The 11,910-nt window shown below is 72.0% G+C and carries 13 protein-coding genes; 5 read left to right on the forward strand and 8 right to left on the reverse strand.

Features of this window, described 5'->3' with window-relative positions; all coding sequences use genetic code 11:
- Nucleotides 1-163 precede the first annotated feature (163 nt).
- Together ABFS34_13885 and ABFS34_13890 are read left to right on the forward strand one after the other, a co-directional pair.
- On the forward strand, nucleotides 164-508 hold the full coding sequence (locus ABFS34_13885; protein MEN8376532.1) for a rhodanese-like domain-containing protein: 345 nt from the start codon (nucleotides 164-166) through the stop codon (nucleotides 506-508).
- 4 nt (nucleotides 509-512) lie between these two features.
- Nucleotides 513-1,841 (forward strand): putative glycoside hydrolase, encoded by a 1,329-nt coding sequence (locus ABFS34_13890; GenBank protein MEN8376533.1) that lies wholly within the window; start codon nucleotides 513-515, stop codon nucleotides 1,839-1,841.
- 10 nt (nucleotides 1,842-1,851) lie between these two features.
- On the opposite strand, the gene ABFS34_13895 is transcribed toward ABFS34_13890, so the two are convergent.
- Both ABFS34_13895 and ABFS34_13900 read right to left on the reverse strand, forming a co-directional pair.
- Nucleotides 1,852-3,471 (reverse strand): EAL domain-containing protein, encoded by a 1,620-nt coding sequence (locus ABFS34_13895; GenBank protein MEN8376534.1) that lies wholly within the window; start codon nucleotides 3,469-3,471, stop codon nucleotides 1,852-1,854.
- Nucleotides 3,468-5,300, reverse strand: coding sequence for an ABC transporter ATP-binding protein (locus ABFS34_13900; GenBank protein ID MEN8376535.1), 1,833 nt, complete (start codon nucleotides 5,298-5,300; stop codon nucleotides 3,468-3,470). The genes ABFS34_13895 and ABFS34_13900 overlap by 4 nt, the downstream gene beginning before the upstream one ends.
- 157 nt (nucleotides 5,301-5,457) lie before the next feature.
- On the opposite strand from ABFS34_13900, the gene ABFS34_13905 reads away from it, so the two are divergent.
- Nucleotides 5,458-5,874, forward strand: coding sequence for a BrxA/BrxB family bacilliredoxin (locus ABFS34_13905; GenBank protein ID MEN8376536.1), 417 nt, complete (start codon nucleotides 5,458-5,460; stop codon nucleotides 5,872-5,874).
- 21 nt (nucleotides 5,875-5,895) lie between these two features.
- Here ABFS34_13905 and ABFS34_13910 read toward each other — a convergent pair whose 3' ends face one another.
- Nucleotides 5,896-6,180: a DUF427 domain-containing protein gene (locus tag ABFS34_13910; protein ID MEN8376537.1), complete on the reverse strand. Its 285-nt coding sequence runs from the start codon at nucleotides 6,178-6,180 to the stop codon at nucleotides 5,896-5,898.
- Nucleotides 6,180-6,875, reverse strand: a complete 696-nt coding sequence (locus tag ABFS34_13915) for a DUF1707 domain-containing protein (GenBank protein ID MEN8376538.1) — start codon at nucleotides 6,873-6,875, stop codon at nucleotides 6,180-6,182. Before ABFS34_13915 ends, ABFS34_13910 begins: the two co-directional genes overlap by 1 nt.
- Nucleotides 6,876-6,996: 121 nt before the next feature.
- On the opposite strand from ABFS34_13915, the gene ABFS34_13920 reads away from it, so the two are divergent.
- Both ABFS34_13920 and ABFS34_13925 read left to right on the forward strand, forming a co-directional pair.
- The gene (locus ABFS34_13920; GenBank protein MEN8376539.1) at nucleotides 6,997-8,703 is read left to right on the forward strand and encodes a methyl-accepting chemotaxis protein; all 1,707 of its coding nucleotides are present in this window, start codon (nucleotides 6,997-6,999) and stop codon (nucleotides 8,701-8,703) included.
- 77 nt (nucleotides 8,704-8,780) lie between these two features.
- The gene (locus ABFS34_13925) at nucleotides 8,781-9,038 is read left to right on the forward strand and encodes a GlsB/YeaQ/YmgE family stress response membrane protein (protein ID MEN8376540.1); all 258 of its coding nucleotides are present in this window, start codon (nucleotides 8,781-8,783) and stop codon (nucleotides 9,036-9,038) included.
- Here ABFS34_13925 and hisIE read toward each other — a convergent pair.
- Genes hisIE through ABFS34_13945 form a run of 4 tightly spaced genes read right to left on the reverse strand, consistent with a single transcriptional unit; the run spans nucleotide 9,035 to nucleotide 11,793 of the window.
- The gene (gene hisIE, locus ABFS34_13930; protein MEN8376541.1) at nucleotides 9,035-9,676 is read right to left on the reverse strand and encodes a bifunctional phosphoribosyl-AMP cyclohydrolase/phosphoribosyl-ATP diphosphatase HisIE; all 642 of its coding nucleotides are present in this window, start codon (nucleotides 9,674-9,676) and stop codon (nucleotides 9,035-9,037) included. The two genes, ABFS34_13925 and hisIE, sit on opposite strands and share 4 nt — an antisense overlap.
- On the reverse strand, nucleotides 9,673-10,458 hold the full coding sequence (gene hisN / locus ABFS34_13935; GenBank protein MEN8376542.1) for a histidinol-phosphatase: 786 nt from the start codon (nucleotides 10,456-10,458) through the stop codon (nucleotides 9,673-9,675). Before hisN ends, hisIE begins: the two co-directional genes overlap by 4 nt.
- A gap of 16 nt (nucleotides 10,459-10,474) precedes the next feature.
- Nucleotides 10,475-11,251, reverse strand: coding sequence for an imidazole glycerol phosphate synthase subunit HisF (gene hisF / locus ABFS34_13940; protein ID MEN8376543.1), 777 nt, complete (start codon nucleotides 11,249-11,251; stop codon nucleotides 10,475-10,477).
- A complete protein-coding gene (locus ABFS34_13945; GenBank protein MEN8376544.1) occupies nucleotides 11,251-11,793 on the reverse strand; it encodes an imidazoleglycerol-phosphate dehydratase in 543 nt (180 codons plus the stop codon). The genes hisF and ABFS34_13945 overlap by 1 nt, the downstream gene beginning before the upstream one ends.
- Between the last annotated feature and the right edge of the window lie 117 nt (nucleotides 11,794-11,910).

The following is an 11,910-nucleotide window of genomic DNA, read 5'->3' on the forward strand; positions in this document are numbered from 1 at the left end:
GCGCACGCGGACGGGCGGCGCCGAGGCCAACGCGGAGGCGATCCTGGCGCTCATCGAGGGGTAGGTTAAGTTGCGATAGGCGGCCGGCGGGCGCGGGAGTGGTCCCGCGAGCGACCCGCGCGGCGCGCGAACGGGTGGTGGGGACGGGAGGAGTAGAATCGGCATGAGTACCGGTCCGCAGGACATCCCCGAGATCACACCGACCGAGCTCAAGGAGCGTCTGGACGCCGGCGACCGACCGGTGCTGCTCGACGTCCGCGAGTCGAACGAGTGGGAGATCGGCAATCTGAGCGAGCACGGCGCCGTGCTCCGCCCCATGAGCGACATCTACGACTGGAAGTCGGAGTTCGACCCGGGCGACGACATCGTCGTGTACTGCCGCACGGGCGGTCGCAGCGGCTGGATCGTGCGCGATCTCGTGGACGCCGGCTTCGAACACGTCCGCAACCTGCAGGGCGGCATCAACGCCTGGTCGGCGGACGTGGATCCGTCGATCCCGCGCTACTGAGCTGATGCGAGCGGCGCGGGCCGCCTGGCGGCGCCTGCCCCCGGACCTCCGGGGAGGCGTCCAGGCCGGGGCCATACTCCTGCTGTTCGGTGGTGCGTTCGCCACGCTGGGCCCCATCGGACCTTCTCTCGATGGGCGCGCGCGGGTGCTGCCGGCCGACCTGACCCACGTGGCGCTGCGGGCGCTGCCGGCCGCGGTCCTGGAGGCGGCGCGGTGGTCCGAACCGGTCGCTCCCGCGCGGCCCCCGGTCCCGCGCCCGGCGCTGCCCGCCGTCCCGGCAGGGGAGCGCGTGCCCAAGCCGCCGGCCGTGCGCGGGCTGTACGTGAGCGGCTGGGTGGCGGGTACCGCGTCGATCCTGGGAGGGCTGCTGGGGCTGGCCGACACCACCGAGATCAACGCCTTCGTGGTGGACGTGAAGGACGCCACCGGCCACACGGGCTACCGGACGAGCGTGCCCTTCGCGCGGGACGTAGGCGCGGACCGCGAGCCCCGCGTCGGAAACATCGGCGCGCTGCTGGACACGCTGCGCGCCCACGGCGTCTATCCCATCGCCCGCATCGTCGTATTCAAGGACCCCATCGTGGCGCGCGCGCGGCCGGACCTGGCGATCCAGGACTCCGCCGGGAGCCCCTGGGTGGACCACCACGGCGACGTCTGGGTCGACGCCTTCAACGCCGAGGTCTGGGACTACGCGGTCGCGCTGGCGCGCGAAGCCGTGGAGCTGGGCTTCAGCGAGATCCAGTGGGACTACGTGCGTTTCCCCGACGCGCCCCTGAGCAGCCTGGACCTGGCGGTCCACCCGGCGCGCGCGGGGCGCACCAAGGCGGACGCCGTGACCGCCTTCATGGAGTACGCGCGCGAGCAGCTCGCGGACCTGGAGGCGCCCATCACGGCGGCCGTTTTCGGCTTGACGACGACGGTAATAGGCGATCTGGGCATCGGCCAGGATTGGCTGCGCATGCAGGCCGCGAGCGACGTCCTCCTGCCCATGATCTACCCGTCCCACTACCGCGCCGGGTCGTACGGCTTCGACAGCCCCAACGCGCACCCGTACGGGATCATGCGTGCCGCGCTCCAGGCGGCGGTCGAGCGCGCGGACGGCGTGGCTGGGGCCGCCGCCGTACGCCCCTGGATCCAGGACTTCACGCTGGGGCCGCCGCGCTACGGGCCGGCGCACGTGCGCGCCCAGATCCAGGCGGCGTACGACCTGGGTATAGACGAGTGGGTCCTTTGGAACCCCAAGAACCGCTACACCGCGGAGGCGCTGGTGGGGAGGAGCGGTTACGAGCCAGACTTCCCGATCCCGGACGAAGGCTTCGAGGCGCGCGACTAGTGGGCCGTAACTAGCGCCGCGCCACCACCCCCGGCTCGTGGAACAGGAAGCCCTGCACGAGGTGGACTCCCAGGCCCTTCACGGTGTCGAACTCCTCTTCCCGCTCCACGCCCTCGGCCACGACCATCGCGTCGTGTGAATCGGCGAACTCCACCATCGTCCTGACCAGGTTCTGCTTCCTGGGGTTCGAGTCGATGTTGGCGATCAGCCCTATGTCCAGCTTGATGAAGTCCGGGTCCAGGTTGGCGATGGAGCCCAGGCCGGCGTAGCCGCTGCCGGCGTCGTCCACGGCCACCCTGAAGCCCTTCTTCCGGAACACGGCCAGGTGGTCGCGGAAGCGGGGGTAGTCCAGGATGGCGGTGCGCTCGGTGATCTCCAGCACGATGCGCGTCGGATCGTCGATGCCCAGGTCGGCCGGGTCCACGTCGCGGAAAGCGGGGTCCGCGAAGTCGTGGGCGTCGCAGTTGATGAAGAGCAGCTGGCCCTCGGCCAGCTCGCCGATCAGCCCGCGCACCGCCCTGTCACGCACGACCCTGCTCAGCTCCCACACGAGGTTGGCCTCCTCGGCCACCTCGAACAGCACCTCGGGCGAGCGGAGCTCGCGCTTCTGGCCGCGGGCGAGCGCCTCGTAGCCGTAGATCTCGCGCGTGTCGGCGCGCACGATGGGGTGGTACTCGATGTAGATGTCCTGCTCGGACACGGTGGCCCGCAGGTCGCCCACCTTCCGGCTCCGCTCCAGGCCCGCCACGCTGCGCGCGGCGGCCGCGGCCTCGCGCAGGCCTCGGTAGACGAGCCTCTCGGTGCGAAACTTGGGGTTGGCGTAAACCGTGGCGGAGCCGACGTAGATGCCGCACAGGGAGGCGATGTCCTCTCCGTGGGTGTCCTCGATGCGCGTGACCATCTCTTCCTCGAGCCGGCGCGACAGGTTGCTGAGTCGGCGCTCGGCCTCGTCGCCGTCGCCGGGCAGCCGCGTGAACACCACGAAGTTGTTGTCGCCCGTGTGCGAGACCATGAGCAGGTGGTCTGCGCGCCCCTCCTCCTCGAAGTGGTGACGGAGCGCCTCGGCGTTGGTCTGCACCAGCTTGTCCAGCGTCTGCCAGCCGTAGAGTTCCTCGATCTTCTCGTACCAGACGAAGTTGATGTAGAGGATTGTGATCTCGCCCTGCTGCGCGAGCAGCTCCCGGGCGCGGTGCATGATCAAGGGCAGCGTGGGGAAGCCGGTGAAGCGGTCGTAGAGCAGCTCGTCCTGGCTGGGCCGGTCGATGGCGCGGCCGGGCAGGATGCGGCGCGTGTTGCGCAGGTGCGCTGCGGCCAGCCGCAGCCGCAGCTCCTCCAGGTCGGCGGCGCGCGGAAGCCAGTCGTCGGCGTACAGGAGCACCCGCTCATCGGCCGCGAGTTCGCGGTCGCAGGCCACCACGATGGCCGCCCCCGACGCGCGCTTGACCTCCTCCACGAGCGCCGCGTCGCCGGCGTCGCGGGCTTCGATCAGGACGATGTCGGAGCGCCGGCCCGCGCGCACCGGCGCGCCGTCGTCCAGGTCCTGGTGCTCCAGCCGCGCGCTCAGCAGCTCGGCCGCCCGCTCGGTGAGCTCGCGCAGCTCCTCGGATCTCACGCACGCGACGATCCTCACGCGGCCGCCGTGAACTGCAGCTCGTACAGGCGCGCGTACAGCCCGCCGGCCTCCAGCAGCTCCGCGTGGCTGCCCGATTCGCACAGCGCGCCGTGGTGGAAGACCAGGATCCGGTCGGCGCTCTGGATGGTCGACAGGCGGTGCGCGATCACGAGCGAGGTGCGGCCGCGCAGCAACTCCTCGAGCGCCGTCTCGATGCGCGCCTCGAGTTCCGAGTCGACCGAGCTGGTGGCCTCGTCCAGGACCAGCACCACCGGGTCGAAGGCGAGCGCGCGCGCGAAGGACAGCAGCTGGCGCTCCCCCACCGACAGCGACGCGCCCCGTTCGGCCAGCGGCTGCGCCAGGCCACGGGGCAGACGGTCCACGAGGGCGTCGGCCCCCACCCGCTCGATCGCCGCGCGCACCGAGTCCTCGTCCAGGTCCTCGCGGCCCAGCGCGATGTTGTAGCGGACGTCCTGGCTGAACAGGAAGATGTCCTGCAGGACCAGCCCGATGCGCCCCCGTAGGTCCTCCAGCGACACGTCCCTGATGGGCACGCCGTCGAAGAGGATCTCGCCGCGCTGCGGCTCGTAGAAGCGCATCAGCAGGCTGATGAGCGTGGTTTTGCCCGCGCCCGTGTGCCCCACCACCGCGACCCGCTCGCCCGGCGCGACGCGGAAGCTCACGTCGCGCAGCACCCAGTCCCACTCCTGCTCGGGGACGCCTGCGTCGTCCTCCGTGGCTTCTCCGGGCCTCTTCCCGTACGCGAACCACACGCCGCGGAACTCGATTTCGCCGCGCGCCGGCAGCGGCAGCGCGCGCGGCCGCGCCGGGTCCGCCACGCCCGGCTCGGTGTCCAGCAGCGTGAAGATGCGCTCCGAGGACGCCATCGCCCCCTGCAGCATGTTGTACTTCTCCGACAGGTCCTGGATGGGCCGGAAGAAGCGCGCGGCGTACTGCAGGAAGGCCGCGAGCACCCCGACCGTGAGCGCGCCGTCCAGTATGCGCACGCCGCCGTAGCTCAGGATCAGCGCGATGGCCACCGCGGTGAGCACCTGGATGATCGGGAAGAACAGCGCGTAGTAGGTGATGGACCGGAGGTGGGCGCTCAGGTAGTCGCGGTCTATCTCCCGGAAGCGCTCGGCGGCCTTCTCTTCCTGGCCGAACAGGTGCAGAACCTCTATGCCCGTGAGGCGCTCCTGCAGGTAGGCGTTCAGGCGCGCCAGGCGGACCCTGATCTGCCGGTAGGCGGCCCTGATGCGCGAGCGAAACAGGAACGCCGCCAGGAACACGAACGGCAACACCAGGAACGTCACCAGCGCGAGCCGCCAGTCCAGCGCCAGCATGACGAGGACGATGAAGAGCAGCGTGAAGACATCGCCGAACACCGTGACGATGCCGCTCGCGAACAACTCGTTCAGCACCTCCACGTCGTTGGTCACGCGGGTGATCAGGCGCCCCACGGGGTTGCGGTCGAAGAACGCCACGTGCAGGCGCTGGAGGTGCCCGAAGAGCTGCTTGCGCAGGTCGTACATGACGCTCTGGCCGAGCCACGTGGTCAGCAGCGTCTGGGCGAACGCGAGCGCGAAGCCCCCCAGCAGGGTGCCCGCGAAGGCGAGCGCCAGCAGGCCGAGCAGGCGCGTATCACCCTGCGGGATGGCCTGATCCAGCGCGACCTTGGTGAGCCAGGGTCCGACCAGCTCCAGCGCGGCGCCAACGACGAGCATGGCCACGGCGAGCGTCACCTTGCCCAGGTGCGGGCGCACGTAGGACAGCAGGCGCCGCATCAGGCGCGCGTCGTAGGCCCTGCCCAGAGCCTCTTCTTCGTGTGGGGGTGCGACCGTGGCCAAACGAACTCCCGTGGGTGTCGCGGGCGCGGATGAATCACGCCGCGCGCGGGTAGTGTATCCCTTCGGACGACCCGCGGCCATCGTGGTCGCCCGGCTCGCGTGAGCCGTTATACTTGCCGAAGGACCCCCGTAGCGGAAGGGACGGGAAGGGGAAGCGATGTCTTTGACGGATCTGAGGGCGCGGCCCGTGCGCGAGGAAATGCGGGCGATGGGCTTGCGGGAGCTGGTGACGCCGGAGCAGGTGGACGCGGCGTTCGCGGAGCCGGAGACGCTGCTGGTGGCGGTGAACTCCATGTGCGGGTGCGCGGCCGGCATCATGCGTCCCGCGGTTCGCGACGCACTCGCGCGCGGCCCGGCTCCCGGCGTCGCGACGACCGTATTCGCGGGCCAGGACACGGACGCCACCGCGCGTGCCAGGGAGTACTTCGCGCCGCACCCCCCGTCCTCACCTGCCGTGGCCATCGTACGCGGGGGGGAGACGCTCTGGATGCTGTCGCGGGCCGAGATCGAGGGGCGGCCCTATCCGGTCGTGGCCGAGAAGATCACCCGCGCGCTGACCGAATATTGCGGCTGAGGGGCCCGGGCGGAGGTCGGTCTAGCGCTCGACGTCCACGCCCTTCCAGAACGCGAGGTGACCCCCGATGTGCTTCGCCCGTGCCGTTGGTGAGGGGTAGACCCAGGCGGCCAGCGGGTTGACCCCGCCCTCGACGACCACGTCGTAGAGGCGCGCGGTCCCCTTCCACGGGCACGTCGTCTCCCGGGTGGTTTCGCGCAGGTGCTCCCAGCGCACCGACTCGGGTGGGAAGTAGAGGCTGCCCTCGAGCTCCTCCGGCGCGTCGCTCTCCGCCAGGACCTGGCCCCGCCACAGCGCCCGTGCCATCAAGACCCGCGCCTCAGGGATTTCCTGGAGGCGCGCCTGCGCCGCGCCGCTTGGCGCTTGGACTCCCCCGCCTGACGCACGCTGACGTCCACGCCTCCCATCAGGGCGAAGCCCTGCACGCGAATGCGCGGCGCGTCCGGGTCGTCGCCGGCGCCGCGCTCGTGCACCTGGTCGATGCCGCCCATCAGCGCGAAGCCCTCCACGTCCACGGCCACCCCCGGCGGGACGATGATGTCCACGCCTCCCATGATGCCGATGGCGGTCACGTTGGTTACGCCGGGCGCGAGCGCGGCCTCGCGGAAGTCCAACTCGGCGCCACCCCAGAAGGCGTAGGCGAACAGGTGCCTGGAGGGCTCCCACTCGCCCTTGCGGGTGGCGCCGCTCAGGATCGCCACGACGTACTGACGGCGCTCGTCTCGCTCCGGGTTCGCGGGGCGGGTGCGCGCGGACGTGGGGCGGGTGGTCGCGAGGGGTTGGGGCGTGGCCACCGGCGCGGGCAGCGGCGCCGGCAGATCCGCCAGGAGGCGGCCCAGGTCGTCCTCGGTGCGCGCCTTGATCGCCAGCTCCACCCGGGCCTCGAACTCCTCCAGGCTCAGGCGGTCGTCGGCGAAGCCCTGGCTCAGCGCCTGGATGGCGGCCTCGCGGCGGGCTCGGTCGATGAGGCGGTCGGGTGTCCGGTCGGGTTCCTGGTTCACCCGGCCAAGATATTCGGCGGCGTCCGTGGGTCGCCAGTACGTTGGCGTTGACGCCCACGCCGCCGGCCGCCTATGATGCTGTCGCTCCCTCCCCGGGATCGCTGGCCTGGCTGCTGTCCAAATGAATCGATTCTTCACCCTTCTGGGGACCATCGAGGGGCGCCTCTACGTGGCGTTCACCGCGCTAGTGCTGGGTGCCGTGCTGGTCGCCCTACAGGGCGTGTCGTCGGTGGAGCAACTCGTGGACGAGGTACGCGACGGGATCGACGAGATCCAGGCCGCGGGGCGGGCCACGACGCAACTCTCGGTGGCGGTCCACAAGCAGATCGGGCAGGGCGAGCGCTATCTCGTCCGGCCCAGCCCGGAAACCCAGCGCGATTTCACGGCGCTGGGCTCGCAGGCGCACAGGACGCGCTCTTCCTACCAGCGCCTGGCAGCCACGACCGACGATCAGAAGAAACGGCTGGCGCGCATCGAGAGCCTGCACTCCCATCTGGAGGTGCAGTACGCGCTGGCGCACGCGCTCACCGATCTGGGGCGCGTGGGAGAGGCCGTCGAGTCGCTGGCTCCGGCGCGCCCCCTCATCGCCGACCTGGACTCCGAGCTCATGAGCCTGGCCGCCGAGCAGGCCGAGGAAGTGCGTGCCACCGCGCAGTCGCTGACCGACGCGGCGGACGATCGCCAGGGCGGCATGCTCGCCTTCATGGCGGTTCTGGTGGTCATCGGTGTGCTGCTGATTCAGTTCACCATTCGCTCGGTGCAGGCACCGCTCGGGCGACTCTCGACCACCGCGAGCAGGCTGGGCGAGGGCGACATGACGGCGCGCGCGGAGGGTCGCATGCCCGGCGAGCTGCGCGTGCTGGCGCGCGCCTTCGACGGCATGGCCAACCGCATCCGGGACATGGTGGGGTCCACCGTGTCCACGGCCGATCAGATTCGCGCATCCTCGGGCGACGTCGCCACGATCGCCCAGCAGGTGGCGTCCTCCAACGCCGAGATCTCTTCGGCGATGGGCGAGATAAGCGCCGGCGCGGGCGAGCAGGTGGCGGGCCTGCGCAGCGCGCTGGACTCGCTGGGCGGCATCGAGGGCGGCGCGGACACGCTCACCGAGCGCTCCCGGCGCGCCGCCGAATTGGGGGAGCGGATCGGCGAGCTGGCCGAGAGCCGGCGCAGTGACGTGGCGCACGCGACGCGCGTGCTGCTGGAGCTGAGGGAGGCCGTGGGCGCGACCGCCGAGCGCGTGTCCGAGTTGGAGTCCGCGTCGGAGCGGATCACCGAGTTCGTCGAGTCCATCCAGGGCATCGCCCAGCAGACCAACCTGCTCGCGTTGAACGCGGCCATCGAGGCGGCACGCGCGGGAGAGCACGGGCGCGGGTTCGCCGTGGTCGCCGAAGAGGTGCGCGGGCTCGCCGACCGCAGCGCGCGCGAAGCCGACGCGGTCTCGGAGTCGGTGGCCGGCGTGCGCGACAAGGTCGGCGAGGTGGTCGCGTCGATGGGAGAAGGGGCGCGCCGCGTGGTGGGCGTCGAGGAGGTCTCGCGCTCGGCCGAGTCCGCGTTCGAGGACATCCTGGGCGCGGTGGGCGAGGTGGGCGAGGCCGCGGCCGCGGTGTCCGAAGTGGCCGACGCGAACCGGCGCGACCTGGAGCAGCTCGCGCAGACGCTCAACGGCGTCGGCGCGACAGCCGAGCACCACGCCGCCTCGGCCGAGGAGGTGAGCGTCGCGGCGCAGCAGCAGGCGGCCGCGAGCGAGCAGTTGGGGGCGGCCAGCGGCCAGCTCCTGGCCGCGGCGGAGCAGCTGCAGGGAAGCGTCGGTCAGTTCACGGTATGAGCGCGGGCGACACTTCCCGGGGCGAGGCGCCGTAGGGTCGGGGGAGGATCGACTCACACCGCAACGACCTGTTAAACATGAACATACTCACCTGGATCGTCTTCGGACTCGTCGCCGGAGGGCTGGCCAAGCTCATCATGCCGGGCAAGGACCCGGGGGGGTGCCTGGTCACGATCCTGATCGGCATCATAGGCGCCGTGATCGGCGGCTTCATCGGCACGCGCATGGGCTACGGCGGCATCACCGGGTTCAACGTTTGGTCGCTGATGCTGGCGATACTCGGCTCGATCATCCTGCTGTTGGCCTACCGCCTGGTCGCGAAGCGCCGCCGCTAGCGGCGCGCGCGCAGCTCTGCCAGCAGTTCTTCCGGCTGCACGCCGCCCGCGAGGCCGGCGACGAGCACGTGGTAGAGCAGGTCGGCGGCCTCCGAGCGGACCGATTCGGCGTCGCCGAGCGCCAGCGCGGCGACCAGCTCCGCGGCCTCCTCGCCCAGCTTCTTGAGCCGCAGGTTGGCGTCCGCCAGGAGCCGGGTCGTGTAGCTGCCCTCCGGTAGGTCGCGCGCGCGGGCGCGGAGCGTGTCGGCCAGCCCCAGGAGCACCGGCGTCCCCCCGAAGCACGAGCGCGCGCCGGTGTGGCACGCGGCCCCCGCGGGGCGCACCAGCGCCAGCACGGCGTCGCCGTCGCAGTCCGCGTGCGCGGCGACCAGGCGCAACTCGTTGCCGCTGGTCTCGCCCTTCATCCAGAGGCGGTCGCGGCTGCGCGAATGGAACCAGACGCGCCCCTCGGCCAGGGTGCGCTCCAGCGCCTCCCGGTTCGCGTAGCCGAGCATCAGCACCTCGCCGCTGTCGGCGTCCTGGGCGATGAGGGGCACGAGGCCCCCGCCCTTGGCGAAATTCAACGCGTCCAGATCGGCCGGAGCGCCCAGCCGGGATCCGCCCGCCAGCCGCGCCGCGCCGCGCGGGTCGGCGTTCATTGCTCCACCCCCAGCCGTGCGCGCGCGAGCCCGGCCAGCGCTGCGTTGGTCGAGACGGCCGAGCCTCCCAGGTGGGTGGCCCGTCCCGCCCAGTCTCCGAATACTCCGCCCGCCTCCTCCACGCACGGCCGCAGCGCGGCGGCGTCCCAGGCGCTGGCCAGGGGGTCCACCATGACCTCGGCGCGCCCCGTCGCCACCAGCGCGTGGCCGTAACAGTCGCCCCAGGTGCGGGCCACGCCGGCCTCGTCGCGCAGGCGCTCCCAGCCCGCGCGCCTGGGGGCCTCGGCGGCGGGGCGGGCGTCGGTGGTCAGCACGAGAGCGTCGGCGAGGTCGGACACGTCCGAGACCGAGCAGCGCCGGCCGTTCCACCAGCAGCCAGCGCCACGCGCCGCGTACACCGTCTCTTCGCCCAGCGCGGGGAAGTGCAGGACGCCGAGCGCAGCCTCGCCGTCTTCCTCCAGCGCCACCAGCACGCCGTACAGGGGCACCCCGCGGGCGAACGACCTGGTGCCGTCGATGGGATCCAGGATCCAGCGCCGCGCGGCGCCCGGGTTGGTCTCCCCGAACTCCTCGCCCACGACGCCGTGGCGCGGGAAGCGCGCCTCGATCCGCCCGCGCATCAGGCGCTCCGCGCCCCGGTCCGCCTCGGTCACGGGGGTGCCGTCGGCCTTGGTGTCCACGGCCACGCCGGTCTGGAAGTGCGTCAGCGTGAGTCGCCCGGCGCGGCGCGCCAGGTCGAGCGCGAAGTCCAGCAGCGCTTCGAAACCCGGTTCGTGGGTCATGGTCCCTCTCCCTTGGTCACGCGGTCCGCACCGGCACGCCGGCGGCGGCGAGCTCGCGCTTGACGTCGCCCACCGTGGTGAGCCCTTCGTGGAATATGCCGGCGCCCAGCGCTGCGCTCGCCCGCGCCACCTGAAAGGCCTCGCGGAAGTGCTCGGCCCGGCCGGCCCCCCCGCTCGCGATCACCGGCACGGGCACGCGCCGCGCGACCTCGCCGGTCAGGTCCAGGTCGAAGCCCTCGCGGGTGCCGTCCCTGTCGATGGCGGTGAGCAGCAGCTCGCCGGCGCCGCGCCGGGCGCACTCCACGCCCCACGATACCGCCTCCAGGTCGGAGGGGGCGCGGCCGCCGTGGGTGAAGACGCGGTAGGCGATGCGCCCGGTGTCGCCCGGCGCGTCGGCGCGGGCGTCGATGCTCGCGACCACGCACTGGCTGCCGAAGCGAGCCGCCGCTTCCTCCAGGAGCCGGGGCCGGCGCACCGCGGCGGTGTTGACGGCGACCTTGTCGGCGCCCGCGCGCAGGAGGTGCGCGATGTCATCGACCTCCGACACGCCCCCGCCCACGGTCAGCGGGATGAACAAGCGCTCGGCGGTGCGGGTGATCGCGTCGGTCATGGCCTTGCGGCCCTCCACCGACGCCGACACGTCCAGGAACACGATCTCGTCGGCGCCCTCCGCTTCGTAGCGCACCGCCAGCTCGACGGGGTCGCCCACGTCCCGCAGATCCCGAAACCTGACGCCCTTCACGACGCGGCCGGCGTCCACGTCCAGGCACACGATGACGCGATCCAGGAGCATCAGTCCTCGACCTCCAATTCGACGCGGCCCTTGGTGCTGAACACCGCGCCGGTTTCGCCCGCGGCCTCGCGCAGGCACAGCCCGAACGCCTTGACGGCCGCCTCGACGATGTGGTGCCGGTCGCGCCCGCGGATCACGCGCACGTGCAGCGTGAAGTCGGCGGCGTGCGCGAGCGAGCGCAGGAAGTGCTCGTACAGGCGCGACGGCAGGCGGCCTTCGTAGTAGGGCCGGCCGCCGGCGTCCAGCGCGGCCTGCACGAGGGCGTCGTCCATGGGCACCACCGCGTCCGCGTAGCGGCGGCACGCCTCCGGCAGGGCGCGCGCTAGCGCGGTGCCCAGCGTGATGCCCACGTCCTCGATCAGGTGGTGGCGCAGGTCGCCCGTGGCGCGCACGTGGAGGCTCACCCCGGCGTAGCGGCCCAGCGTGACCAGCATGTGGTCCAGAAAGGCGTCGCCGGTCTGGATGCTCGCTTCCGCGTCTGCGCCGAATCTCGCCTCGACGCGGACGTCGGTCTCCGTGGTGCGCCGGGTGACGACGCTCATGCCGCTCCTCCATCGTCCGGTGCCAGTGGTGGTCCCAGGCCGCCGTCGTCGCGGCCGAACTCTCGGGCCAGGGCCCGCGCGTCGATGGCGCCCGTGTAGAGCGCCATGCCGATCACC

It is taken from the genome of Gemmatimonadota bacterium, assembly GCA_039715185.1.
GTDB lineage: Bacteria > Gemmatimonadota > Gemmatimonadetes > Longimicrobiales > RSA9 > DATHRK01.

Bases quoted from the DNA above. Each gene is read 5' to 3' on its own strand.
- ABFS34_13885 (MEN8376532.1), top strand. From the start codon at position 164: ATGAGTACCGGTCCGCAGGACATCCCCGAGATCACACCGACCGAGCTC.
- ABFS34_13890 (MEN8376533.1), top strand. From the start codon at position 513: ATGCGAGCGGCGCGGGCCGCCTGGCGGCGCCTGCCCCCGGACCTCCGG.
- ABFS34_13905 (MEN8376536.1), top strand. From the start codon at position 5,458: ATGTCTTTGACGGATCTGAGGGCGCGGCCCGTGCGCGAGGAAATGCGG.
- ABFS34_13910 (MEN8376537.1), bottom strand. From the start codon at position 6,180: ATGGCACGGGCGCTGTGGCGGGGCCAGGTCCTGGCGGAGAGCGACGCG.
- ABFS34_13920 (MEN8376539.1), top strand. From the start codon at position 6,997: ATGAATCGATTCTTCACCCTTCTGGGGACCATCGAGGGGCGCCTCTAC.
- ABFS34_13925 (MEN8376540.1), top strand. From the start codon at position 8,781: ATGAACATACTCACCTGGATCGTCTTCGGACTCGTCGCCGGAGGGCTG.
- hisIE (MEN8376541.1), bottom strand. From the start codon at position 9,676: ATGAACGCCGACCCGCGCGGCGCGGCGCGGCTGGCGGGCGGATCCCGG.
- hisN (MEN8376542.1), bottom strand. From the start codon at position 10,458: ATGACCCACGAACCGGGTTTCGAAGCGCTGCTGGACTTCGCGCTCGAC.
- hisF (MEN8376543.1), bottom strand. From the start codon at position 11,251: ATGCTCCTGGATCGCGTCATCGTGTGCCTGGACGTGGACGCCGGCCGC.
- ABFS34_13945 (MEN8376544.1), bottom strand. From the start codon at position 11,793: ATGAGCGTCGTCACCCGGCGCACCACGGAGACCGACGTCCGCGTCGAG.